The sequence below is a fragment of the Dactylosporangium sp. CA-092794 genome (assembly GCF_050948465.1).
GTDB lineage: Bacteria > Actinomycetota > Actinomycetes > Mycobacteriales > Micromonosporaceae > Dactylosporangium.
Genome location: NZ_CP192044.1, coordinates 1,313,136 through 1,335,742 on the forward strand (window position 1 = coordinate 1,313,136; position 22,607 = coordinate 1,335,742).

19 protein-coding genes and 1 tRNA gene are annotated in these 22,607 nt (G+C 72.1%); 15 read left to right on the forward strand and 5 right to left on the reverse strand.

Translation table 11 applies throughout. The annotated features are described in order from the left end of the window. Positions 1-102: 102 nt before the first annotated feature. Positions 103-1,500 (reverse strand): ferredoxin reductase family protein, encoded by a 1,398-nt coding sequence (locus ACQPXD_RS05735; protein ID WP_432835530.1) that lies wholly within the window; start codon positions 1,498-1,500, stop codon positions 103-105. A gap of 239 nt (positions 1,501-1,739) precedes the next feature. Here ACQPXD_RS05735 and ACQPXD_RS05740 point away from each other — a divergent pair, with 239 nt between their 5' ends. Beyond that, a complete protein-coding gene (locus ACQPXD_RS05740) occupies positions 1,740-2,180 on the forward strand; it encodes a hypothetical protein (protein WP_432835532.1) in 441 nt (146 codons plus the stop codon). Between the two features lie 179 nt (positions 2,181-2,359). Here the strand turns inward: ACQPXD_RS05740 and ACQPXD_RS05745 are convergent, their stop codons facing one another. From ACQPXD_RS05745 to ACQPXD_RS05755, 3 genes are all read right to left on the reverse strand, one after another. After that, a complete protein-coding gene (locus ACQPXD_RS05745) occupies positions 2,360-2,836 on the reverse strand; it encodes a GNAT family N-acetyltransferase (protein WP_432835534.1) in 477 nt (158 codons plus the stop codon). 181 nt (positions 2,837-3,017) lie between these two features. Next, the gene (locus ACQPXD_RS05750; protein WP_432835536.1) at positions 3,018-3,716 is read right to left on the reverse strand and encodes a DsbA family oxidoreductase; all 699 of its coding nucleotides are present in this window, start codon (positions 3,714-3,716) and stop codon (positions 3,018-3,020) included. Positions 3,717-3,801: 85 nt separating this feature from the next. Beyond that, a complete protein-coding gene (locus ACQPXD_RS05755) occupies positions 3,802-4,860 on the reverse strand; it encodes a P1 family peptidase (RefSeq protein WP_432835538.1) in 1,059 nt (352 codons plus the stop codon). A gap of 95 nt (positions 4,861-4,955) precedes the next feature. Between ACQPXD_RS05755 and ACQPXD_RS05760 the strand changes: the two genes are divergently transcribed. Next, the gene (locus ACQPXD_RS05760) at positions 4,956-5,216 is read left to right on the forward strand and encodes a hypothetical protein (protein ID WP_432835540.1); all 261 of its coding nucleotides are present in this window, start codon (positions 4,956-4,958) and stop codon (positions 5,214-5,216) included. Between the two features lie 135 nt (positions 5,217-5,351). Continuing rightward, complete coding sequence (locus ACQPXD_RS05765) at positions 5,352-6,491, forward strand: hypothetical protein (protein WP_432835542.1); 1,140 nt, start codon at positions 5,352-5,354, stop codon at positions 6,489-6,491. A gap of 74 nt (positions 6,492-6,565) precedes the next feature. On the opposite strand, the gene ACQPXD_RS05770 is transcribed toward ACQPXD_RS05765, so the two are convergent. Beyond that, a complete protein-coding gene (locus ACQPXD_RS05770; RefSeq protein ID WP_432843662.1) occupies positions 6,566-7,513 on the reverse strand; it encodes an LCP family protein in 948 nt (315 codons plus the stop codon). A gap of 594 nt (positions 7,514-8,107) precedes the next feature. Between ACQPXD_RS05770 and ACQPXD_RS05775 the strand changes: the two genes are divergently transcribed. From ACQPXD_RS05775 to ACQPXD_RS05830, 12 genes are all read left to right on the forward strand, one after another. Further along, the gene (locus ACQPXD_RS05775; RefSeq protein ID WP_432835544.1) at positions 8,108-9,565 is read left to right on the forward strand and encodes a sugar transferase; all 1,458 of its coding nucleotides are present in this window, start codon (positions 8,108-8,110) and stop codon (positions 9,563-9,565) included. Between the two features lie 46 nt (positions 9,566-9,611). After that, on the forward strand, positions 9,612-10,718 hold the full coding sequence (locus tag ACQPXD_RS05780; protein WP_432835546.1) for a glycosyltransferase: 1,107 nt from the start codon (positions 9,612-9,614) through the stop codon (positions 10,716-10,718). Next, positions 10,705-11,886 carry a glycosyltransferase gene (locus ACQPXD_RS05785; protein ID WP_432835548.1) on the forward strand — a complete coding sequence of 394 codons (1,182 nt, stop codon included), beginning with the start codon at positions 10,705-10,707 and terminating at the stop codon, positions 11,884-11,886. The genes ACQPXD_RS05780 and ACQPXD_RS05785 overlap by 14 nt, the downstream gene beginning before the upstream one ends. A 23-nt stretch (positions 11,887-11,909) precedes the next feature. After that, complete coding sequence (locus tag ACQPXD_RS05790; RefSeq protein WP_432835550.1) at positions 11,910-13,091, forward strand: glycosyltransferase; 1,182 nt, start codon at positions 11,910-11,912, stop codon at positions 13,089-13,091. 121 nt (positions 13,092-13,212) lie between these two features. Further along, positions 13,213-14,298: a glycosyltransferase family 4 protein gene (locus ACQPXD_RS05795; RefSeq protein ID WP_432835552.1), complete on the forward strand. Its 1,086-nt coding sequence runs from the start codon at positions 13,213-13,215 to the stop codon at positions 14,296-14,298. Then, positions 14,298-15,614, forward strand: coding sequence for a lipopolysaccharide biosynthesis protein (locus tag ACQPXD_RS05800; protein ID WP_432835554.1), 1,317 nt, complete (start codon positions 14,298-14,300; stop codon positions 15,612-15,614). The genes ACQPXD_RS05795 and ACQPXD_RS05800 overlap by 1 nt, the downstream gene beginning before the upstream one ends. Before the next feature lie 53 nt (positions 15,615-15,667). Continuing rightward, the gene (locus tag ACQPXD_RS05805; protein WP_432835556.1) at positions 15,668-17,059 is read left to right on the forward strand and encodes a glycoside hydrolase family 55 protein; all 1,392 of its coding nucleotides are present in this window, start codon (positions 15,668-15,670) and stop codon (positions 17,057-17,059) included. 271 nt (positions 17,060-17,330) lie between these two features. Further along, positions 17,331-19,412 (forward strand): O-antigen ligase family protein, encoded by a 2,082-nt coding sequence (locus ACQPXD_RS05810; RefSeq protein WP_432835558.1) that lies wholly within the window; start codon positions 17,331-17,333, stop codon positions 19,410-19,412. Positions 19,413-20,361: 949 nt separating this feature from the next. Beyond that, a complete protein-coding gene (locus ACQPXD_RS05815) occupies positions 20,362-21,129 on the forward strand; it encodes a single-stranded DNA-binding protein (protein ID WP_432835560.1) in 768 nt (255 codons plus the stop codon). Between the two features lie 165 nt (positions 21,130-21,294). Then, positions 21,295-21,367 (forward strand) — tRNA-Arg (locus tag ACQPXD_RS05820). A gap of 118 nt (positions 21,368-21,485) precedes the next feature. Further along, positions 21,486-21,818, forward strand: a complete 333-nt coding sequence (locus ACQPXD_RS05825; protein ID WP_432835562.1) for a YnfA family protein — start codon at positions 21,486-21,488, stop codon at positions 21,816-21,818. A gap of 162 nt (positions 21,819-21,980) precedes the next feature. Beyond that, positions 21,981-22,568, forward strand: coding sequence for a GNAT family N-acetyltransferase (locus tag ACQPXD_RS05830; protein WP_432835563.1), 588 nt, complete (start codon positions 21,981-21,983; stop codon positions 22,566-22,568). Positions 22,569-22,607: the final 39 nt, after the last annotated feature.

Genomic DNA, 22,607 nt, shown 5'->3' on the forward strand with positions numbered 1-22,607 from the left:
CGGCCGTTGCCGGGGGCGCCCCTGCCGCGTGCGCTCGGCCGGGGCGTGGCGGGACGGGTGCGGCCGGGGCCGGCGCGGCGGGTGAGCTGGTGGCCGGATCATCTAGAACTCGAACGGGTCCAGGTGGACCTGCCGGCGCGGGACGCGGAGGCGGCGCAGCACCTGCAGGGACTGCTCGACCAGGCCGTCGGGGCCGCAGAGATACGCGTCGCGCTCGGTGACGTCGGGCACCAGCTCGCGCATGCCGCTCGGGGTGAACAGCCGGCGCGGGCCCGGGTCGCGGCGGTCGCCGACGACGAACCACAGCTGGGCGTGGCGCAGCTGGGACAGCTGCTCCAGCTCGTGGCGCAGGTGCAGGTCGTGGACGGCGCTGGCCCGGTAGATCACGATGGCGCCCGGGGGCAGCTCCTCCAGCAGCGCGCGGATCGGCGCGATGCCGCTGCCCGCCGCGATCAGCAGGGCGCGCTGGCGCACCCGGCGGCTCGCGGTGAAGTCGCCCCACGGCCCCTCGACGAAGATCCGCACGCCGGGGCGCATCGAACGCAATCGGTGCGTGTGGTCGCCGACGGTCTTCACGGTCAGCCGCAGCCAGCGGCCGTTTGGCGCCGCGGACAGCGAGAACGGGTGGGCCTGCCACCACAGCCCGCGGGCCAGGAACCGCCAGCGGAAGAACTGCCCGGCCTCCGCGCCGAGGCCGTCCAGCCGGTGCCCGGTGATGTAGATCGACACCATGTCGGGGCCCTCGGCCACCACGTCGGCGACCCGCAGGCGGTGCCGCAGGTTGAGCGTGAGCGGACCCATGATCCGGCCGATCACCACGGCGGCGATGGTCACGACGTAGAAGCCGATCCACACCGTGCGGCCAAGGCCCGGCCGGAACAGCTCCTGCCCGTCGGAGAACTGGTGGGCGAACCCGAGCAGCAGCGCCAGATATGCGGTCAGATGCAGGAAATACCAGAGCTCGTAGGGCAGCGCCCGGCGCAGCGCGCGAATGCTGAGCAGCGCGATGCAGACCAGCATGCCGGCCGCGATGAACGCGGTGACCATGTCCGCGTATTCGCTCAGCAGCGTGCCGAGCTCCTTGACGAACCCGACGCGGTCGGCATACGAGTAGCCGACGGTGATCAGCGCCGCGTGCGCGAGGATCGTGACGAGGACCGAGCCGCCGAGCTCCCGGTGCCACAGCCCGAGGTGCCGGGCGCCGATCCAGCGCTCCAGGAGGCTCAGCCGGCTCATCAGGATGACCTGCATCAGCAGCAGATAGCCGGCGATCAGCCCGGTCACCCGGCCCGAGGCCTGGAACACCTCCGCGGCGGTGTCGATGGAGCCGGGCTTGGTGCCGAGCCACCAGGGCAGGACCGCGAGCGCCAGACCACCCCAGAAGAGGGTGCGGAGCAGGAACCGCCCGGCGTTGTTGTGCTCGACGGGCCGCGCCGCCGGTGCCGCCAGCCGACCGGCCGGACGTTGTCTCGGGACGGTGGTGTCTCTCGGGACAGTCATGGTCGTCTCTGCATACGGTGCATGTGGTTCCACTGCCATCGGTGATACCAGCGCCCGCTGGCCACGGGCCACGGGCTTAAGCCGGACTTCAGGTTGCCCACAACTGCGGGCACGGGGAGATGTTCGCACGAGGGTACGACAGTTTTCGCGTCGCCTAGAATGCACCAATGCGGCGATTATGGTGGATTGTCCCAATATCCGTGGCGGCAGCGGCGACGGCGCTGGGCACGGCGTACTCGTTGGGCGCGTTCGCCGATCCGGGACGGTTCGCCGCGGTGCCCGGCTGCGGCGTGCTCGACCCGGCAACCGTGGCGCCCGTCGTCGCCGGCGCCGCGATCGAGGCCGACGGGGACAACTGCGCGGCGTCGGACGGTCAGGTGCAGATCACCATCGGGTACACCGTGGTCTCGGCAAAGGGCACCGCCGGTGGACCGCGGCAGGCGTCGCGGCTGCTGGATGCGGCGGGCAGTGGGACCGCTGAAGCGCTTGCGGGGGTTGGTGATCAGGCCTTCCGGCAGCGGGCGCAGGCGGTCGGGGCGCCGCAGGTCATCACGATGCGGGTGAGCAACCTGATCGTGGTTCTGTCGGCGGTGGATCTGAGCGGCGCGGAGCTTCCGGCGGGGGTCGGGGACGGTCTGGTGAAGGTCGCGAGGGCGGTCGCCACCCGGTTGGGTTCCTGAGCCGGCGGAGTTTGTTTCGCTCCTCCTGGGTGTTCTCACAAATGGGGCGGACGCGGTCAAGGTGGGTGCAGGCCGCGTTGGTCTACATCGCCGCGCGGTGTGCTATCTCCGGAAATTTCCGGACATGGCCGAGGGCGCCGGCCCGCACGACCCGGCTGCTCGTGTGAGGGAGCGGCGCGTCAGGGCAGCTGGCGCTGGAAACGGCCGGCGGCGTCGGTGCGGTCCTGGTAGCCGAGCGCGCGGTAGAAGGCGGTCGCCCCTTCCCGCGTGCGCAGGCACGTCGCCTCGACGCTGGAGCAGCCGCGCATCAGGCCGAACGTCTCGGCGGCCGCGACCAGGCTCGTGCCGATGCCGCGGCCGCGGGCGGCCTCCGCCACGGCCAGGGCCACGATTCGCAGCCAGGCGCCGTCCGTCTCGAACGACGGGATGATGTGCGCGGCGATGACACCCAGCAGGCGGCCCCGCTCGTCCCAGACGAAGGAGGCGCCGTCCGGGTGCTCGCACCAGCGCTGCAGCCGCCTCGCGAGGTTGGTCTCCTGCTGCGGATGTCCGTCGCTTTCGAGCAGCCTGGTTACCTGCTCGGTGTCGTCCGGAGCCAGCCTGCGCACCCCGCGGGCGACCTGCATCCGGTAGCTGTGGAGGACATCAGCGGTCATGAGTGCAGAGTAGAACCGGACCGCCGACCGGTGCTTGCCGGAAAGTAGTCACTCAAGTTCACGGTGCGCCGGGTCTCACTTGACTGTGCGTCTGCACGGCCTAAGATTCCACGCCCTAAATGCACGTGCGCGAAGCGGGGCCGCTCCAGTGGAAGCGGCCCCGCCGGTATACGGGCAGCACTCAGATGGCGCAGGAGTCGTCCGTGCACTCGCCGGCCGACGCGGACGAGGAGGACGAGGGGGAACGCAGCATCGTCAGCGAGGACTGCTGCAACGCCTGCGCGAACACCTCGAGCGGCTGCGCCCCCGACACCCCGATCCGCTGGTCGAAGACGAAGAACGGCACACCGTTGATGCCGTACGCCCGCGCCTGCGCGAAGTCCGCCTGCACCTCCGCGGCGTAGGAGCCGTCGGCCAGCGCCTGCTTGGCCGCCACCTCGTCCAGGCCGGCCTCGCCCGCCAGGGAGGCGAGCGTGGCGTGGTCGGCGACGTCGGCGCCCTCGGTGAAGTACGCCTTCATGAGCCGCTCCTTGAGCTCCGGCTGGTGCCCGTTCACCTTCGCGAACTGCAGCAGCCGGTGCGCGTCGAGCGTGTTGGCGGTCCGGGCACGGCCGAAGTCGTAGCGCAGGCCCTCCTGCGCCGCGATCCCCGTCACGTGCGCGAACATGCCCTGCACCTGAGCCGCCGACAGGCCCTTGCGGGCGGCCAGCGACTCGCCGACCGGGCGGGAATCGCCGATGGGGGTCGACGGGTCGAGCTGGAAGCTGCGCCACTCGACGGAGACCTCGCCGTCAAAGCCTTCGAGCGCGCGCTCCAGGCGGCGCTTGCCGATGTAGCACCACGGGCAGACGATGTCGGACCAGACCTCGATCTGGATCATGCGCGCTCCTTATGCTGATATTTCGGATAAATCTGGATGCGCCAGCATCCGGATTTATCTGCGCAACAGACCTTTGATGCTTCAACTATAGCGCCGCAAAAGCGGCCCGCACAGCGTCGTGGGGGAGGGCATCCAGGTGACGGCCCGAGCGGCCCGTCATCGGGACATTGGCCACCAAAGCGTTGAGGACCGCCTCCTCGACGGACTCCACCACGGCCGCATAGAACGGGTCCAACGCCTCCCACGGTACAAATCGGGCAACGGAGAATCCCCCCGAGGACTCCGCGGCGGCGGTCGACAGCGCCAGGAAGATGTCCCCCGAGAAGTGGCTGCCGCTGGTTCCGGTCCGCCCGATGCCCAGCGTCGCCCGCCGCGCGAGCGCCTTGCACTGACCCGGCAGCAGCGGCGCGTCGGTGGCGATGACGACGATCACGGAACCGTCGCCGTCCAGCTCGACCGGCGGCAGGGACCGGCCGAGCGGCGCGCCCGCGATGGTCAGCTCCGCCCGGGCGCCGAAGTTGGCCTGCACGAACGCGCCGACCGTGAACCGCTCCCCGGCGTACGACAGCATCCGCGACGCCGTCCCCGAGCCGCCCTTGTACCCGTAACACCGCATCCCGGTCCCGCCGCCCACGCTGCCCTCGTCGAGCGGGCCCGGGCGCGCCGCGTCGAGGGCGGCCACTGCATGCGAAGGCCGCACGTGCCGGCCGTTGATGTCGTTGAGGTACCCGTCCCAGGTCTCCGCCACCACCGGCAGCAGCCACCGCTCGGCAACGGCGGGCAGCTCCCGGACCATCCACTCGACGATGCCCGCGTGGACCATCCCGACCGCGTGGGTGTTGGTGATGCCGATCGGGCCGGTAAGGCCGCCGCTCTCCTCGATCCAGGCGGTGCCGGTCATCTCGCCGTTGCCGTTGAACGAGAACCAGCCGGCCGGGCACGGTACCCCCAGCGACGGCCGCGGCCGGGGCAGGACGGCGGTCACGCCGGTGCGCACGTCCGCGCCCTCGACCAGCGTGGTGTAGCCGACCTCGACCCCGGGCACGTCGGTGATCGCGTTGTACGCGCCGGGCTCGCCGCGCAGCGGGATGCCGAGCCCCCGCGCGCGGACGCGGCCCGACGGCGTCGTGCGGTGATGATCCATCCCCGCACCCTAAGCCGCCTACGAATGCCGGCGCAGCGCGTCCGGACTGCGCCGTTCGCGACACGGTTTCGACGGCGTTCCGACAGGCTGCGGGCATGAGGACTCGTTTCACCGAAGCCTTCGGCCTGTCCACGCCGATCGCCCAGGCCGGGATGGCGTTCGTCGGCATGACGCCGGACCTCGCGGTCGCCGTCAGCAACGCCGGCGACCTGCCGGACGCGGACGCCGCGGGCCCCGTCATCGGCGAGATGGTGCTGGGCGGCCAGACGATGCCGATGCACCGCTTCTCCAACCTCGTGCCGATGCGGGGCGCCACCACCGGCGACTTCGACGAGATGGCGCTGCTGTCCGGCTAGGGCGTCGGCCTGATCACCGCGATCCGCCCCGCCGCGGAGGTGATCGCGGAGCTGACCGCGACCGCGGAGCGGCTGCTCGGGGACTCCCGATTCGTCCGATCCCTTTAGTCGAGGCGCATTGATACCCTGCGGCACGTGAGTGACCAGGCGCGCCAGCAACCAGGACCCGGCCAACCGGCCGGCGGGCCCAGCCCGAACTCGCCGTGGGCCGTGCCGCCCATGGCGCGGGAGGGGGAGCCGTCGGACTGGCATCAGGACCAACAGACCGAGCCCCTTGTGCAGCCGCCACAGGTTCAGCCGCCGCAAATCCAGCCGCCGTACTCGCCGCCGCCCCAGCCCGGGCCGCCGGCGCCGTACGTCGATCCGCAGTACGGGCAGGTCCCGCCGGTGTACGTGCCGCCACCGCCGCAGCAGTACGGCGGGCCGCCGCCGTACGCGCCGCCGGGACCGCCGGTCTCCGGGCCGCCCGGGGTGTGGGGGCAGCCGGCGCCGCCGGTCTCGGCGCCGCCCGGTGCCTGGGGGCAGCCGCAGCCCTGGAGGGCGGATCCGTCGGTGCCCCCGCTGCCCGGTCCGGGCACCGGCAGCGGGGGCGGGAGCGGTGCCGGCAGGAGCACCGGTGGTGGCGGCGGCTCCGGGTCGGGGAGCCGGGCGCTGCTGTGGACGATCGTCGTGGCCGTGGTCGTCGCGCTGCTCGCGGGCGCCGGCGGCTACCTGGTCGGCACCGGCGGCAAGCTCGCCCCGGCCGGCGGGGAGGCCAAGGCGGCGCCGTCCACCAGCCCGCCGCTGACCGCGTTCCAGTCGATCCAGGCCAACCGGAACAAGGCGAAGTTCGACGGCGCGCTGCTCGATCTCGCCACGCCGTGGCTGCCCGACGTCGCCCCCTGCCTGACCGACACCGACGCCGGCGGCCCGAAGAAGTTCCGGGGCGAGTCGAAGCGCGTCAACTGCCGCTACGGCGGCGTCCTGCTCCAGTTCGTGGCGTACCTGTCGGCGAACGACCACGACGGGGCGCAGGCGAACGCGATGAAGAGCAACGCCGCCGCGGCCGAGCTGGCCCCGGGGGCGGCCCCGGCCGGCACGAAGACCGGCGCCAGCGGCACGACCGGCCAATACATCGAGATCGCGCGGAAGGAAAGCGGCAGCGACCGGATCGTGTGCGGCATCGTGTGGAGCCCCGACGGGAGCGACGCGGCGCTGTACATGGAGGCCGGATGCGACGACATCCTCGGCGGAGACTGGAACGCGTTCCGGGACCTTTGGCACCGGCACAGCTGAGAGCCCCGGCCGAGCGCGCCGGCGGCGGCAGGGCGGGGTGTCCGCGCTGCCGCCGCCGGCGATCGGGGCGCTGCTCAGGCCGGGAGCGGCTTGTCCTCGCGGATGGCGTCGTAGAACGGCTTGACCTTGGCGTCGTCGGAGAAGACCACGCTCTCCGAGCCGACCATGCCGGTGCCCTTGGTCGGGCTGGTGTAGAAGGTCAGGTCGTCGCCGCGCAGGTTGCGCAGCTCCATCGCCATGTCGAACATGTTGAGCGTGCCGTCGACGGTGACCGCGTCCGCGGTGGCGTGCAGGAACGAGTTCAGCCGGCTCGGGTTGCTCAGCGTGCCGCCGGAGGCCGCCTTGTTGAGGATGGCCTTGATCACCTGCTGCTGGTGCTGGATGCGGGCGAAGTCGCCGTCCTTGAACGCGTACCGCTCACGCGAGTAGTCCAGCGCCATGGCGCCGTCCATCGTCTGCAGGCCCTTGTCGAAGTGCCGCTTGCCGTCCGGGTTGAGCGAGTGCGTCGAGTCGAAGCTCTGGGACACGTCGATCTCGACGCCGCCCAGGGCGTCGACGATCTCCCTGAACCCGGAGAAGTCGACGATGACGACGTGGTCGAGGCGCACGCCGGTGAACTTCTCCACGGTCTGCACGACCAGGGGCACGCCGCCCCAGGCGTACGACGCGTTGATCTTCGCGTTGGTGTTGCCATACTGACTGGTCTGCGACTTCGGGATGAAGACGTAGGTGTCGCGGGGGATCGACACCATCTGCGCCTTTTTGTGGTCCTTGTCCAGGTGCAGCACGATGATGGTGTCGCTGCGCGAGCCGTTCTGGTTGTCCGGGTCGCGGGTGTCGCTGCCCAGCAGCAGGAAGTTCATCGCGTTCTTGGCCTCTGGGGCCTTCTCGGGCCGATCGCCCTGGGGCACGTCGGAGAACGCGTCGACCCGCTTCACGTCGCCCGTCACCGAGTTCAGCCACAGCGCGGTGCCCAGCACCCCCGCGCCGATCAGCACGACCAGCGAGGCCGCGATGAGCAGCACGGTCCGCTTCCAGCGGCGGCGCTTGGGCGCGGGCCGGCCCTCGCCGGGCCCCTCGGGCCCCTCGGTCGTGTCCAGCCTGCGCCGGCCACCGCGTGCCCCCGATCGGGGCGCCGGAATGCGGGCGGTGACGACGGTGGCGTCACTGTCAGTAGGCGGTGTTCCCCTTGGCATGGCGAGGATCGTACTGAGGGATGTCCTAGGTCACCTACCGATCTGGCGTCGATATTCGAGGTCCGCACGGCGGCGGTGGAGCAAGATCGCCGGTCTTCTGTAGCTTCTGTCCGAATTGGATGGAAAATCGAAACGCGCAAAGGCCATGAATATCGGTCAAATGCCCGCGAGCAGCGGGTTAGCACATCCGACGGCGCGCCGTGAGAAACGTGACGCGTCTCTCAAATGTGGGTTTACCGCAACCCCCTGGGGTAGTGGAATCGATTAGCCCGGGCTTAGCATCCTCATCCATCGGGGACGCGACGGATCGAGTTCGTCGCTTTGGTGAGGGAAGCGATGCAGCTGGATCCGGGACGTTCTACGCCTGCCGAGAGTGGGGCGCTACCCACTCACCGTAATCGCCGCGCCTCACACTCCGCGGTGCCGGCCCAGCGCACCCCCGGCGAGTCGGAGGGCGTCGACCTCGACGAGACCGTGGAGTACTCGAAGGCCGTCGTCGGCTCGACCGTCGTCCTGCCGTACGTGAGCTCGCCGGCCGCCCGCCGGACCCGCAAGCTGCGGATGTGGATGCTGTCGGCGCCGGTCGACGTGGTGGCCTTCGCCGCCCCCGCACTCCACTTCCAGCAGCACTGGAAGAGCATCGTGGTCACCGCGGGGCTGACCGCGCTGCTGTTCGGGATCGGCGGGCTCTACAGCGCCCGCCGCCACCTGAGCCTGCTCGACGACCTGCCGACGCTCCTCGGCCGGATGCTCGTGGCCAGCGCGCTGGTGAGCATCGTGGTCGCGATCCGGCACTCCTCGGCCGAGCACCTCGCGTCCTACCTGCGCGTGGTGGCGATCTCCGCCGCGCTGGCGCTGCTCGGCCGCAGCGTCTCCTACGCCTCCGTGCGCCTCGCCCGGCGCAGGCGCTGGGTCGAGCACGGGGCGGTCATCCTCGGCGGCGGGCCGGTGGCGCTGGAGCTGGCCCGGCTGCTGCGGCGGTATCCGGAGTACGGCCTGCGCTTCACCGGCTTCGTCGACGTGGACTCCACCGCGCACGACGTCAAGGACAGCACCCCGCTCGTCGGCAGCCTCCACGACCTCGGCGCGGTCGCGCGGCGGGTCGAATGCGACGTCGTGATCATCGCCGACATCGACTGCCCCGAGGACCAGCTGCTGCCGATCGTGCGCTCCGCCGCGGCCGCGAACCTCGACGTGTGGATGGTGCCGCGGCTGCGCGAGTTCAGCGCTCAGGTCGGCAGCCCGGACCACATCGGCGCGATCCCGGTCGTGCGGGTGCGCCCGCCGATGCTGTCCGGCGCCCGGTGGCTGGTCAAGCGCGGCTGCGACGTCATCCTGTCCGCGCTCGCCCTGCTGGCGCTGAGCCCGATCCTGCTGGTGTGCGCGATCGCCGTGCGGCTCGAGGGCGGCCCCGGGATCTTCTTCCGGCAGCAGCGGATCGGGCAGTACGGCCGCACGTTCCAGCTGGTGAAGTTCCGCTCGATGCGGCCCGTGAACGAGGCCGAGTCGCAGACCAACTGGAACGTCGCCCACGACAAGCGCATCGGGCCGGTCGGCCGCTTCCTGCGCCGCACCTCGCTCGACGAGCTGCCCCAGCTGTGGAACATCCTGCGCGGCGACATGACGATCGTCGGGCCGCGGCCCGAGCGGCCGTACTTCGTCGACCAGTTCTCCGCCCAGCACCCCGACTACGCCCTGCGGCACCGGGTGCCGGTCGGGCTCACCGGGCTGGCGCAGGTCAGCGGGCTGCGCGGGGACACGCCGATCTCGGACCGGGCCCGGTTCGACAACTACTACATCGAGAACTGGTCGATCTGGCTCGATGCCAAGGTGATCCTGCGCACCGTCGCGGAAGTCTTCCGTGGCGGCGGGCGCTGACCGGCAGTACCCCCGTCCAAAACCCTTGACCCCAGGAGGACCGGAAGTGGATCACGCGCCGGCGCCGTTGTTGCCGGGCCGGTCGGTCGCCATCGTGCACGAGTGGTTCGGCGTGACCGGCGGCTCAGAGAACGTCTTCGTCGCCATCAGCGAGGTGCTGCCGCAGGCCAAGCCGTTCGTGCTCTGGCGCGACGAGGGGGCACACCGCGCGGACGGGTTCCGCGAGTCGTGGCTGGCCCGCACGCCGCTGCGGCACGCGAAGCCGCTGGCCCTGCCGGTCATGCCGCTGGCCTGGCGCACCCTGACCCGCGAGGACTTCGACGTCGTCATCTCCTCCAGCCACGCCTTCGCGCACACGGTGAAGATGGGCTCGGCCGAGCACACGCGGTACCTCAGCTACATCCACTCCCCGGCGCGGTACGTCTGGAGCCCCGACTTCGACGGCCGCGGCTCCGGCGGCCTGCTGACCGTGCCGCGCCGGGCCCTGCAGGCGGCCGACGTGCGGCTCAGCCGGCACGTGCACAGCTACGCCGCGAACTCCCGCGAGGTGCAGGCGCGGATCCGCCGCTTCTGGAACCGCGACGCGCGGGTCATCAACCCCCCGGTCGACGTGGCGTACTTCGCCGAGGCCCCCGCCGCGCAGCGCGCCCAGGAGCGCGGCTACCTGCTCGGCGCCGGTCGCTGGATCCCGTACAAGAACTTCGACCTCATCATCGCCATCGCCGACGCCGCCCGGATGCCGCTGGTGATCGCCGGGTCCGGCCCCGAGGAGGAGCGGCTGCGCCGCGCCGCGGCGGCGGCCCGCGTGCCGGTCACCTTCGAGCACCAGCCGTCCCGCGAGCGGCTGCGCGAGCTCTACTGGGGCGCCCGGGCGCTGCTGTTCCCGGCCCACGAGGACTTCGGCATCATCCCGGTCGAGGCGCAGGCCTGCGGCACCCCGGTGCTCGGCGTGCGCCGCGGCGGGCTGCTGGAGACGGTGGTCGACGGTGACACCGGGTTCCTCATCGACTCGATGGACCCGGCGGACTACGCGGCCGCGCTGCAGCACCTCGACAAGCTCGACAACCATCGGATCGCCGCGCACGCGTGGAACTTCTCCACGGACGTGTTCAAGGCGAACGTCGCCGCGTGGGTCACGGATGACGCGTCCTGACATGATGCGCATCGTCCACGTCAGCCATACCTCCCAGCGGGGCGGCGCCGAGCTCGCCTTGGTGCGCCTGCTCTCGCAGCGGCCGCGATGGCAGGCCGGCGTCTGCTCGGCGGCGGGCGGCGACGCCTTCGCCGGGCTGCCCGCGCACGGCGTGCCCGTCCAGCTGGACCTCCCGGGCCTGCCCGGCGGCGGGACCAGGGGCAAGAGCCCCGCGCTGGCCGTGAAGTACCTGTCGGCGCTGCGCGCCTCGGCCCGGGCGCTGCGGGCCGGCCCGCTGATGCGCGACGCCGACCTGGTGCACGCCAACTCCGCCGCCGCGGCGATCATCTGCGCGATGGCCGTCCGCGGCCGGGCGATCCCGCTCGTCGTGCACCTGCGGGACCTGGTCGCCGTGGAGAGCCTGGGCCGGTTCGGCTTCGAGGCGTTCACCCGCATCGGGCTGCCGCGGGCCGACGCCGTCATCGCGAACTCCCAGACCACGCTGCGCTCGGCCGAGGACCGCCTCGGCCCGGGCAGCCTGCGGACCGTGCTGCAGAGCCCGAGCGGCGTCAGCGCTCGCGTCGCGGCGCCGGCGGTCGGGGACCGGGTGCGCTCGGTGGGCATGGTCGGGCGGCTCCAGCGCTGGAAGGGCCAGCACGTCTTTCTCGAGGCGTTCGCCGGCGCGTTCGCGGGCACCGAGGTGCGCGCGTTCCTCGCCGGTGCGCCGCTGTTCGGCGAGACCGAGTACGAGCAGGAGCTGCACGAGCTGGCCGCCCGGCTGGGAATCGCCGACCAGGTGGTCTTCCTCGGCCACGTCGAGGACGTGCCCCGGTTCATCGACTCGGTCGACGTCCTGGTCCACGCCTCCATCCGCCCCGAGCCGCTCGGCCAGTCGGTGCTGCAGGGCCTGGCCCGGGCCAAGCCGGTCATCGCCACCGAAGGCGGCGGGCCGAGCGAGTGGATCCGGCCGGGCGGCAACGGGCTGCTCGTGCCGCGCGACGACGCCCCGGCGCTCGCCGCCGCGCTGCGCACGCTGGCGGACTCCCGCGACGCGCGCGTGCGCCTCGCCGCCGGCGCGGCCGCCACGCCGGGGCTGCTCACCGACGACGAATGCGTGGACGCGCACGCGGCCTTCTTCGGGGCCGTGCTGGGCGTGCCGGCACCGGCAGACAGGCGGCAGGCGGTATGACCGGCCGGACCCAACCGCTCCGCGTGGCGTACGTGCTGCTGCGGGAGCCCACCTACAGCGAGACCTTCATCTGGTCGGAGATCAACGCCGTCCGGGCCGCGGGCGCCGAGGTCGGCCTGTTCTTCGCGCGGAGCCGGCAACAGAGCCGGCGCGCCGAGGCGGTCGGGGCGTTCCGGACGCTCATGAGCCATCCCGCCCGGCTGCCGGGCCAGGTCGGCCGGCTCGGCGCCTCCTACGGGGCGCGGGCGGTGCTGGCCGGCGCGTACGCCACCGCGCTGACCCCGCAGGTGCGCCAGTTCCGCCCGGACGTCGTGCACACGCACTTCCTCAACCTGCCCACCGCCGTCGCGGTCCTGGTCGCCGACCGCCTCGGCGTGCCGGTGACCGCGCTCGCCCATGCGGCGGACTTCCTGCTCGACGACAATCCGGCGGCGCTCGACCGGCGCGTGACCGCGCTCGCCCACCTGTTCGTCATCTCGGCCGCGGCGGCGGCGCAGCTGCGGATGAAGGGCGTCGACCTGACCCGGGTCCCGCACAGCGTCGCGCGCGCCGCGTTCGACGGCGAGTTCGTCGACCGGCCGGCGCCCGCGCACGGCGGCGAGGTACGGCTCGTCACGATCGCCCGCCTGATCGAGAAGAAGGGCATCGACACGGCCCTGGAGGCGGTGGCCCGGCTCGCGCAGGCCGGGCACCGGGTGCGCTACGACGTCTACGGCGACGGCCCGCAGGGCGAGCGCCTGCGCCAGGCGGTGGCGGCCAGCCCGCTGCTGGCCTCCAGCGTGACCCTGCACGGCGCCACGCCACACGCGGAGGCGATGCGGGGGCTGGCCGCGGCCGACCTCGCCGTGCTGCCGTGCCGGCGCGCCGCCAACGGCGACGTCGACGGCATCCCGGTGTTCCTGATGGAGGCGGCCGCCCGCGGTGTCCCGGTCGTCACCACCGCGGTCTCCGGCATACCGGAGCTCGTGGACACGGGCAGCGGCTGGCTCGTGCCGCCCGACGACCCGGACGCCCTCGCCGCGGCGATCGCCCACGCCGGCGGTGCGCCGGGCGAGGCGCTGCGCCGGTCGGCGGCGCTGCGGGACCGGATCCGCACCGAGTTCGCGCCCGGGCTGCAGGCGGAGCGGCTGCTCGGCACCTGGTCGAGCCTGGTCGAGCGGAGCGCCCGCACCGCCGAAGCCGAACGGACCGGTCAGGTTGGGTGAGCCGATGAACCTCACGGTCGTCTCGACGTTCTTCCCGTTACCGCAGGACCGCGGGGATCCGGTGCGCGTGCTCATGATCCTCCGGGCGATCGCGCACAGCCGTAGCTATAGGCTGCTCGTCGTGCGGCGTCACGACACGACCCCGGCGCTCGTCACCGAGCTGCGGCAGCTGCTGCCCAATGTCGAGGTCGAGGACTTCCGGGCCACGCCGTACCGGCTCAACCGGCTGGGAGCGCTCGGGCGCTTCCCCGAGGCGTCCTTCGAGGGCATGCCGCCGTGGATCCGCAGCCGGTACAGCCAGCCGCTGCACGAGCGGCTCATCGGCAGCAGCGGGGCCGGCATCGCCATCGGCGAGGCCGCCGGCGCGTACTTCCGCGACACCATGCTGCGCTGGCACTGGGACAAGGCGAACGTCCTGGCCGCGAGCACGCGGCAGGACGTCGCGGAGGCGCCGGGCGCGGCGCACCGGCTGCGCGCGCAGTACCTCGCCCGGGTCTCCGGCCGGTTCGAGGCCGACGCGCTGGGCCGCGTCAGCACCGTGTCCGTCACCAGCGCCGACGAGTCCGACCGCCTGCTCGCCCACCACGGCCGGGCCGCGGACTTCACGCTGCCCAGCTGCGTCACCGTCCCGACCGGCTACACGCCGCAGCCGCAGCCGGGCCGGCTGGTGTGGCTCAGCAGCTTCTCCTACCGGCCCAACCTGCTCGGCCTGCTGCGGTTCCTCGACGAGAGCTGGGCGACGGTGCGGCAGGCCGGCTACACCCTGACCCTGATCGGGTCCGGCCTCAGCGACGCGATGCGGGCGGGCCTGGCGAAGTACGAGGGCGTGGAGGTGCTCGGCTACGTCGAGGACCTGCGGCCGGTGCTTTCGACGGCCCGGGCGGCGGTGGTTCCGCTGTGGAGCGGCGCCGGGGTCAAGCTCAAGACGCTCACGCTGTTGTCGCACTCGATTCCCGTCTTCAGCACCGCCGTCGGCGCCGAGGGCGTCCCGGCGACGCCGGCCGTGCGGATCGCCGAGACGCCCGCCGCGCTCGCCGACGGCATCGTCTCCACCACCGCCGAGGAGTACGACCGGATGGCCGCCGAGGCGCTCCGCGTGGTGCGCGAGCACTTCTCCGAGGAGTACTTCGCCGGCCACCTCATCCGATCGCTGACCGAGACCGGCTACCTCGGCAGCGCCGGCGCGCCGGTGCACGGGTACCGCTGATGTCGAACAGGAAGCTGGCGGCCGCCTCGTTCGCCAACCTGCTCATCCCGATCAGCGGGCTGCTCGTGAGCCCCTTCCTGTCCCGGGAGCTCGGCCCGGAGAACCGCGGCCTGTATGCCGCCCTGACCTTGCCCATCGTGGTCTACGGCTGGCTCGGCACCTTCGGCCTGCAGGACGCGCTGAGCTTCCACGTGCGCAACGGGACCGTCGGCCGGCGGGCCGCGGCCAAGGTGAGCGTCGTCGCCTCGCTGCCGCTGGGCGTGCTGAGCATCGTGCTGCTGGCCGCGCTGGGCATGTTCGTCTTCGACGACGACCCGGACCAGTACCGCCACTTCCTCGTCCTGGTCGTGCTGGCGCCGCTGCACGTCACCTCCAACCTGCTCATCGGCGGCCTCACCGGCGCATCGGACATCCGCGGCGTCAACCGCGTGAAGGTCATCCCGGCGCTCGCCCGGACCGGGCTGGTCATCTTCGCCTGCCTGGCGTTCGACCTCGACGCGTTCTGGGCGGCCCTGCTCTTCGTGATCACCGCCGCGTTCGGGGTCGTCTCCGGCCTGCGCAGCCTGTGGAACGCGCCCGACGACGACGGGCCGCCCCCGGCCGCCATCCCCACCCGCTCGCTGTTCACCTACGCCATGGCCTGCCTGCCCGGCTCACTGGCCGCGGTCTCCAGCGCGCGGCTCGACCAGATCGTCGGCCTGCCGGTGATCGGGGCGAAGGAGCTCGGGTACTACGCGGTGGCGGTGAGCGTCGCGGAGATCCCGATGGTGATCGCCACGGCGGCCCGCACCGTCCTGCTGGGCCGGTCGGGCTCGGCCGATCCGCGCCGCGAGACGCAGTTCGCCCGGCTGGCCGTCGCGGCGTCCGTGTTCGCCTGCGGATTCCTGGCGCTCATCGCGACCGTCGCCGTGCCGTTCGTCTTCGGCGCGGAGTTCACCCCCGCCGTCAAGCCCACGCTGATCCTCTGCCTCGCGACGGTCCTGTACACCAACATGACGCTGTTCACCGCCGTACTCCTGGCCAACGGCAAAGCCGGCTGGTCCTCGACCGCCCTGGTCGCCGGCTCGGTGTGCGGCGTGGTGATGCTGTTCGTCCTGGCGCCGCTCGGCGCCGTCGGCGCGGCGCTGGCCAGCCTCGTCGGTTACGGTGTCTCCGTCGTGGTCGCCGCGGTCGCACTGCGCCGCGCGGGCACGAGCCACTCCTTGCGCATGCTGACCGTGCTGTACCGCGACGACCTCGTCATGCTCCAGGACCAGCTCATCTCGCGCGTGAACGCCGTCGCGCCGCGACGGCACGCGGGCCGGCATGCACGATGAGACTGGCCGGGGCGGGCGCCGCGGCCGGCCGTCCGGTCGGATGAGGAGGTCGCATGGTCCGCTCCGGTAGTGATCCGTCGCCGACGACACCGGTCGTGTCCCGGCGCGCGGCGCTGACGGGCGGGGTGCTGGCCGCGGCATCGGGCGCCGCCGCGGTGGGCGTGGTGGTCAACCGCGACCACGAGACCTCGGCGCCGCCCGCCGGCACGAGCGATACGGCGTTCAACGTCCGCGACTTCGGCGCCGTCGGCGACGGCGACGCCGACGACACGGCGAAGATCCAGGCGGCGATCGACGCCGCGCGGGAGACCGGCGGCATCGTGTTTCTGCCGCCCGGGACCTACCTGACCCGGCGGCTGACCCTCTACTCGCGCATCCACCTGCGCGGCGCGGGCGGCGACGCGACGGTGCTCAAGCTCTTTCCCGGCGCGAACTCCGCGATCATCGAGTCCGACGGCTTCTCGAAGCTGACCGGGACCGCCTCCGACGGCGGCACCACGATGTTCAGCATCCGCGATCTTACCCTGGACGGGAACAAGAGCCGCAACGCCGACGGCGGCTTCGGCCTGCGCCTGTACAGCTATGGCTACGAGATCAGCGACGTCATCGCGTACAACTGCAAAAACGACGGCATCTTCAGCGAGTGGGGAACCTCGAGCGCGCTGCCACCCCCGTCCCACCAGATGGAGGCGCGGCTGTCCGGCATCCGGTCGCACGAGAACGACGGCCACGGCGTCAACTTCGCCGGTCCGCACGACTCGATGTTCCTCAACTGCCTGGCGTTTCAGAACCGCGGCACCGGATTCCGGATGAGCGCCAACAGCGCCGGATCGCTGATGGTCAACTGCCACGCCTGGGGCATGGAGCAGAACATCTCCTTCGACCTTGCCGCCGGCCACCTCAGCTGCATGAACTGCTACGCCGACCTCAACGGTGGCGTGGGGGTGCGGATCTCCCGCAACGGGGTGAAGTGGATCGGCGGGATGGTCCTCGGCTACAACTACGCCGGGCCGGGTGACGAGATCGGCATCCAGTTCGTGGCCGGGCCCAAGCGCGGCGAGCCGACCGGCAGCATCATCGACACCAAGATCGTCAACTGTGGTACCGCCGCCGTCGACTTCGGTGCCGAGCAGGGCGCGTCGAGCGTCCGGGCGAACCTGTCGCTGCCCGGCGCGAAGGACAAACAGGGCAAGGTCATCCCCGGTTCCGGCCGCGGGTGGATCGGCACGCCGGCCGCGACCACGCAGGTCGAGCTCTTCGGCGGGGTCGGCGACACCGGGAAGAACCTCGTCATCCGGCCGGCGTTCGACCTGCGGGTCCAGGCGACCCCGCCGCCCCCGGACGCCGACACGGTCCGGATCTTCGTCCGCAAGGAGGGCGGCAAGACGCAGGTCTGCGCGCTGTTCCCCGGCGGGGCGGTGCAGGTGATGGCGACGGAGCCCTGATCGTGCTTGACGGCGACTCCGCCGGCGGCCGGCGTGTGGAAACGATCGGCCGTCTTTGGTACCCTGCCACACGTTCAACAACGGGGGGTCTCTTTGCCGCACGGCCTACCGGCGGCGTTCTCGGTCCCGCCGATGGCGGCGCAGTCCGCCACGACACTGGGCTGCGACGCAGCGCAGCACACATCGAGGACCACTCGAGACGATGAGCGATCCAATGTCCGCGCAGCCTGACCCCTCCTATCCCCAGGCGTCGGCGAGGGAAACCGCACCGATGACGGCGCCGCGATCGCATCGGCGTCCCGGCGGCGACTTCGGCCCGCTGTTCTGGGTCCGCGCCGTCGTGGCCCTGGGCCTGACGGTCCCGCTGGCGATCTGGTCGCCGAGCTACTACATCACGCTGGCGGCGGCGGTGGCACTGCCCGTCGTCGCCGGGCGGTATGCCCTGGCCACCGTCGCGTTCTTCGCGATCACGGCGCGTGAGGCCCCGTCGGGCCGGGGCTTCGACTACGTGACGATGCTGGGATCGCGGATCTTCTACGAAGGCAAGGCGCCCGCGATCGACTTCCTCGCCGCCTCGGCGATCGTCGTCGCGCTCATCCGCCTCTACCGCCGCGGCGACCGCCTCGTGCTCCGCCGGGTCGCCTGGTGGCTCCTCGGCTGCCTGGCGGCGCTCGCGGCGCTCGCGTTCGTGCTGGGCATCGTCTACGGCCAGTCCGTGTTCTCCGCGGCCAACCAGAACAGCCGCAACTTCGTCGTGGCCGCGATGGCGGTGGTCATCGGCCTGCTCGTCATGGAGTTCCCCGAGGAGATCAAGGCCGTCAAGATCGCGGCGCTGAGCGGCCTGGGCATCCTCGTGATCGCCGCGGCCTATGCCGTGGCCACCGGGCAGGCCGCCGACGAGCGGGTGAGCCGCTACTTCACCTACTACGACTCCGCCCTGCCGGCCGTCGCGACCGCGGTCTTCGGCGCCCTGCTGATCAGCCGGTCCCGCCTGCTCTGGCCGGCCGCGCTGGCCATGGGTCTGTCGCTGGTGCTGTTGCTGATCGGGTTCCGGCTGACCATCTGGCTCGCCACGCTCATCGTCCTCGCCTTCAGCGTCCTGCTCAGCCGGGAGTGGAAGGCGATCGTGCGCCGCTCCGCCCTCAGCGCGGTGGTGCTCGCCGTGTGCATCCTGGTGTTACCCGGGATGCGCTCGGACATCACCAACCGCGTCATCGGCGCCTCGTCGGCCGCCCCGGCCGCGTCGAAGCCCACGCCCACGCCGGACACCCGGGGCGGCGCTTCGCGGACGGAGACCGCTGGTGCCTCGCCCACCCGGCCGGCCAGCACACCCACAAAGGGCGCGGCGACGCCCCGGGCCACCCCCAAGCCCGGCGGGAAGCAGGGCGGCGGCCAGGACGTGGCGGCCGAGTCCAGCCAGGGCCATCTCGAGGACATCCGCGTCGCTTGGTCCTACGTGCGCGTCAACTTCTGGACCGGCATCGGGCCCCAGCACCCCCAGCTGCCCGGCCTGGCGTCGGACAAGACCACCGTGCTCTACGTCCACAACGAGTTTCTGCAGGACTGGCTGCGCTTCGGCCCCGGCGCCGTGCTGCTCGTGACCGCGTTCCTGCTGATCATCGCCGTCCTGGCCATCCGTTCCCTGGCCGGCCGGAAGGCCTCGACGATGCATCGGGGGGCGGCGATATTGGGGCTGATCACGCCCATCTGCCTGCTCGCCTTCCCGTACTTCTCCGAGTCCCACCAGTGGCCGTTCCTGGTCGGCGGGGCCGCGGGCATCCTCGCCGCCGGCGTCAAGATCTCCCCCGCCAAGCCGGAGGATGAGCCGTCCGACGCGCCCGTCCTCGCGCCGCCGGAGAGCCCGTCGCCCGTCGCACCGCCATCACCGGCCGCGCCGCACGAGCTCGACACCGTGGTCTTCCCGGCGGTCCGGGACGACGCCTCCTGGCTGTCGGACAGCAGCACCCAGGAGTTCGTGGCGCCCGCGTCGCAGCCCTCCGCACCTCCGGCGCCTGTGTCGTTGCCCTCCCCGCCCCCGGCGCCCGTGTCGCTGCCCTCCCCGCCCCCGGCGCCCGTGTCACTGCCCTCTCCACCTCCGGTGGCCCCGTCGTCGCTGCCCTCCGCGCCTCCGGCGCCTGTGTCGCTGCCGTCCGTGCCTGCGGTGCCGGCAGGCCTCGGTTCCGACGACGACACCGTCGTCATGCCGGCGGACCCGGCGGCCTGGCTGCCACGGCAGCGCGCGCACCGGGCCGAGCCTGGCGCCGACGACGACACCGTCGTCACCGCCGCGGCCGACCTCCTCGGCATCCGCCCGGCGGCCGACGCCGGTGGTTCGGACGGCCAGCACCGCTGACCCGTCCTGATGCCTAAGCTGAGGCGCCGCGTCTACGAGCTCACCCCCGCCGGCGCCGAGGCCCCTGGCCGCCAAGCGCGGCGAGTGGCGCCGCTTCGCCGACGGCGTGACCTTGGTGCTGAAGGGTGTCACCGCATGACGGCCCGCCGCCTCACCCCCTCGTCCTGACGCTCCCGCGACGTCGACGTCGTGCCGCCCCGGCGGATCGTGTTCGTCTCCGGGCCGATCGTCGCTTCGATGGACCGCCTTGGCCGCCGTCCTGCCCGTCAACACCGTATTTGCCGCTGTGGATAACTTCCGGCATTCCGGACGGCGACTCCGCCGGGGTGGGCACGGCCGGCGATTCGCGTCCCACGCATCGGCCGCACGCAGCCGCTGCACGCCGCAGCGACCGGAAGTCTCCGCGATCATGCGCTACTGGCCCCGACACCAACGGTTTTTCATGATCACGGAGTGGTGATGTACCCCCGTGTACCAGAAGTCTCCGGGATCATGAAAAACCCGTGTTGCGGTCCCGCGGGCATCATGATCACGGAGACATACATCCGGCCCCGGCCGCGCGGAGCGGAGGTTGCGCCCGGCGGGTGCGACATCCGCACCGATCCGCTGCGCCGCACCACCCCGGGGCCGGCGCCGATGGCCGCCGGGTCCGTGCCGCTAGGGAGACCGTGACTATCCGCGGGCGATGAGGCCACGGGAGTTACGGTCCGCACCACGGCGGACATCGCGGTAGCTCTGAATTTTTTCTGGCTCGTCGGCGTCCGCCGGGTCCGTTCGGCGGTCCGCGTCGTCGCAGGTCGCCGGCTTGCGCATAACAGATCAACGGGATCGGGGCGACCCTGTCCACAAGGGCCCGGTTATCCACAGATCCGGGGTTCCGGCGCAGCGGCGGCGGCGCCGTTGCCGCAGGCTGCCTTGCGACAGACCGCGAGTGAGAAGGAGAAGGATCGTGTTCGAGACCACGGTTACCATCGTCGGCAACGTGCTCAACCCGCCGGACTGCCGGCGGATCGTGGACAGCCAGACGCTGGTCACGCACTTCAAGGTGGCATCCACATCGCGGCGGTTCGACCGGGCCGACGGACAGTGGATCAACGGGGACAGCCTGCGGGTGCGGGTGAACTGCTGGCGGCAGCTCGCCGAGAACGTCGTGCGCAGCGTGCAGGTGGGTGATCCGGTGATCGTCACCGGGCGGCTGTACAGCCGCGACTGGGAGACCGAGGATCACGTGCGGCGGGTGAGTTATGAGCTGGACGCGTATTCGGTCGGCCATGACCTGTCCCGCGGCCGCGCGAAGTTCGCGCGCATCAAGGCGCACGCGCTGACCAGCGCGGTCGACGACGAGCTCGCCGACGCGCGCATCGGCGCGGCCGAGACGGCGCCGGCCGAGGAGCTCAACGGGCTGCCGCGCCGCCGGGCGTACGACACCGAGCTGGGCGGGTACGTGACGCTGGTCGACGACAACGACCCGTTCGCCGAGGAGGTCCTGGCCGCGCTGGACGCGAACGACTCGCCGTTCGAGCGCAGCGACGCGGAGCTCGCCGCCGACCTCGAGAAGGTCCTGGCCGCGGCCGAGGAGGCGGCCGACGAGGAAGAGGAAGACGAGGAGAACGAGGAGCCCTCGGACGCCCCGGAGGCGGCCGGCGCCGCGACCGGGCCCGACTCGGAGCCGCGCGGACGCAAACGGCCGCGCAACCGCGTGCCCGCGGGCGTCTGAGAACGGCGGCGGGCCGGCGGCGGCGTCCCCCGCGCGCCGCGGCCGCCCGCCGCCAACCCTGTTGCCGGACAACGCCGTGACGTGCTGTCCTTGAAGTCTGCTGGCCGGCAATCCGGCTCCCGCACGCGATCCGGCCCGGGTTGGCGGTAGCCTGTGCCACGACATGCGCTCGTAGCTCAGTGGATAGAGCAGGGGACTTCTAATCCCAAGGTCGTAGGTTCGAGTCCTACCGGGCGCACCGAGATTCTTCAGAGCTACCGCGATGTCCGCGGTGGTCCGGACCGTAACTCCCGTGGCCTCACCGTCCGCGGATAGTCGCGGTTTCCCTGGCGGCGCCGCTGTGCTGCGATATTCCGATGACGATCATCCGGTCCGGGCTGCTGTTCGTGCTCGCCGCGCTCGCCGAGATCGGTGGGGCCTGGCTGATCTGGCAAGGGGTTCGGGAGCATCGGGGGCTGCTGTGGATGGGGGCGGGGGTCGCGGCCCTCGGTGCGTACGGGTTCGTGGTGACGCTGCAGCCGGAGGCGAATTTCGGGCGGATTCTCGCCGCGTACGGCGGGGTGTTCGTGGCCGGCTCGCTGGTGTGGGCGATGGTCGTCGACCGGTTCCGGCCGGATCGCTACGACCTCATCGGCGCGGCGATCTGTCTCGCCGGGGTCGCGATCATCATGTACGGGCCGCGGTCCTGAAGCGGCGTGCCGTAGGGTTCGGCAGATCTTCGCGGATCTCAATCTCCGGCTTGCCGTGATCGATGCGTTCATCGCGGCCGGTCTCGGCGGACGTCGCCGCCCGGCTGGCCGAGCGCGGCGTGCGGGTCACCGGCCTGCGCGCCGTGGGGTAGAACACCAGATGTGAAGGTGGTGCCGGCCAACGAGGCGACCTGGGACGACCTGCGGGCGATCTTCGGCGATCGGGGCGACCCGGCGCGGTGCCGGTGTCAGTACTTCCGGCTGTCCGCCGCGCAGTGGAAGGCGACCACGCCGCTGGACCGGGCCGAGCGGCTGCGCGAGCAGGCGTCGGCGCGCGAGCCGAGCGGCCTGGTCGCGTACCTCGACGGCGAGCCCGCCGGCTGGTGCGCCGTCGGGCCGCGGACCGTCTATCGCCGGCTGCTCGGCGCGCGCGTGCCGTGGGCCGGGCGGGACGAGGACCGCACCGATGCCGGCGTGTGGGTGGTGACCTGCTTCGTGACCCGGTCGGGGTTCCGTCGGCGCGGGGTCAGCCGGGCCCTGGCCGCGGCCGCCGCCGGCTACGCGCGGGGGCGCGGCGCACGGGCCGTGGAAGGCTATCCGCTGGTGACCGAGCCCGGCCAAGAGGTGGCCTGGCCGGGCGAGCTGTATGTGGGCACCCGGAGCATGTTCGCCGCAGCCGGGTACGCGGAGGTGAGCCGGCCCACGCCGCGCCGCGTCGTGATGCGCGTCGACTACCCGGAGCGGCCGTGAAAGGTTCGCGTCGATCGCATTGACAAACACCGACGAGCC

Coding starts and splice junctions, on each gene's coding strand:
- ACQPXD_RS05750 (WP_432835536.1), bottom strand. CDS start 3,716: ATGATCCAGATCGAGGTCTGGTCCGACATCGTCTGCCCGTGGTGCTAC.
- ACQPXD_RS05760 (WP_432835540.1), top strand. CDS start 4,956: ATGAGGACTCGTTTCACCGAAGCCTTCGGCCTGTCCACGCCGATCGCC.
- ACQPXD_RS05735 (WP_432835530.1), bottom strand. CDS start 1,500: ATGACTGTCCCGAGAGACACCACCGTCCCGAGACAACGTCCGGCCGGT.
- ACQPXD_RS05785 (WP_432835548.1), top strand. CDS start 10,705: ATGACGCGTCCTGACATGATGCGCATCGTCCACGTCAGCCATACCTCC.
- ACQPXD_RS05810 (WP_432835558.1), top strand. CDS start 17,331: ATGACGGCGCCGCGATCGCATCGGCGTCCCGGCGGCGACTTCGGCCCG.
- ACQPXD_RS05800 (WP_432835554.1), top strand. CDS start 14,298: ATGTCGAACAGGAAGCTGGCGGCCGCCTCGTTCGCCAACCTGCTCATC.
- ACQPXD_RS05745 (WP_432835534.1), bottom strand. CDS start 2,836: ATGACCGCTGATGTCCTCCACAGCTACCGGATGCAGGTCGCCCGCGGG.
- ACQPXD_RS05805 (WP_432835556.1), top strand. CDS start 15,668: ATGGTCCGCTCCGGTAGTGATCCGTCGCCGACGACACCGGTCGTGTCC.
- ACQPXD_RS05825 (WP_432835562.1), top strand. CDS start 21,486: ATGACGATCATCCGGTCCGGGCTGCTGTTCGTGCTCGCCGCGCTCGCC.
- ACQPXD_RS05755 (WP_432835538.1), bottom strand. CDS start 4,860: ATGGATCATCACCGCACGACGCCGTCGGGCCGCGTCCGCGCGCGGGGG.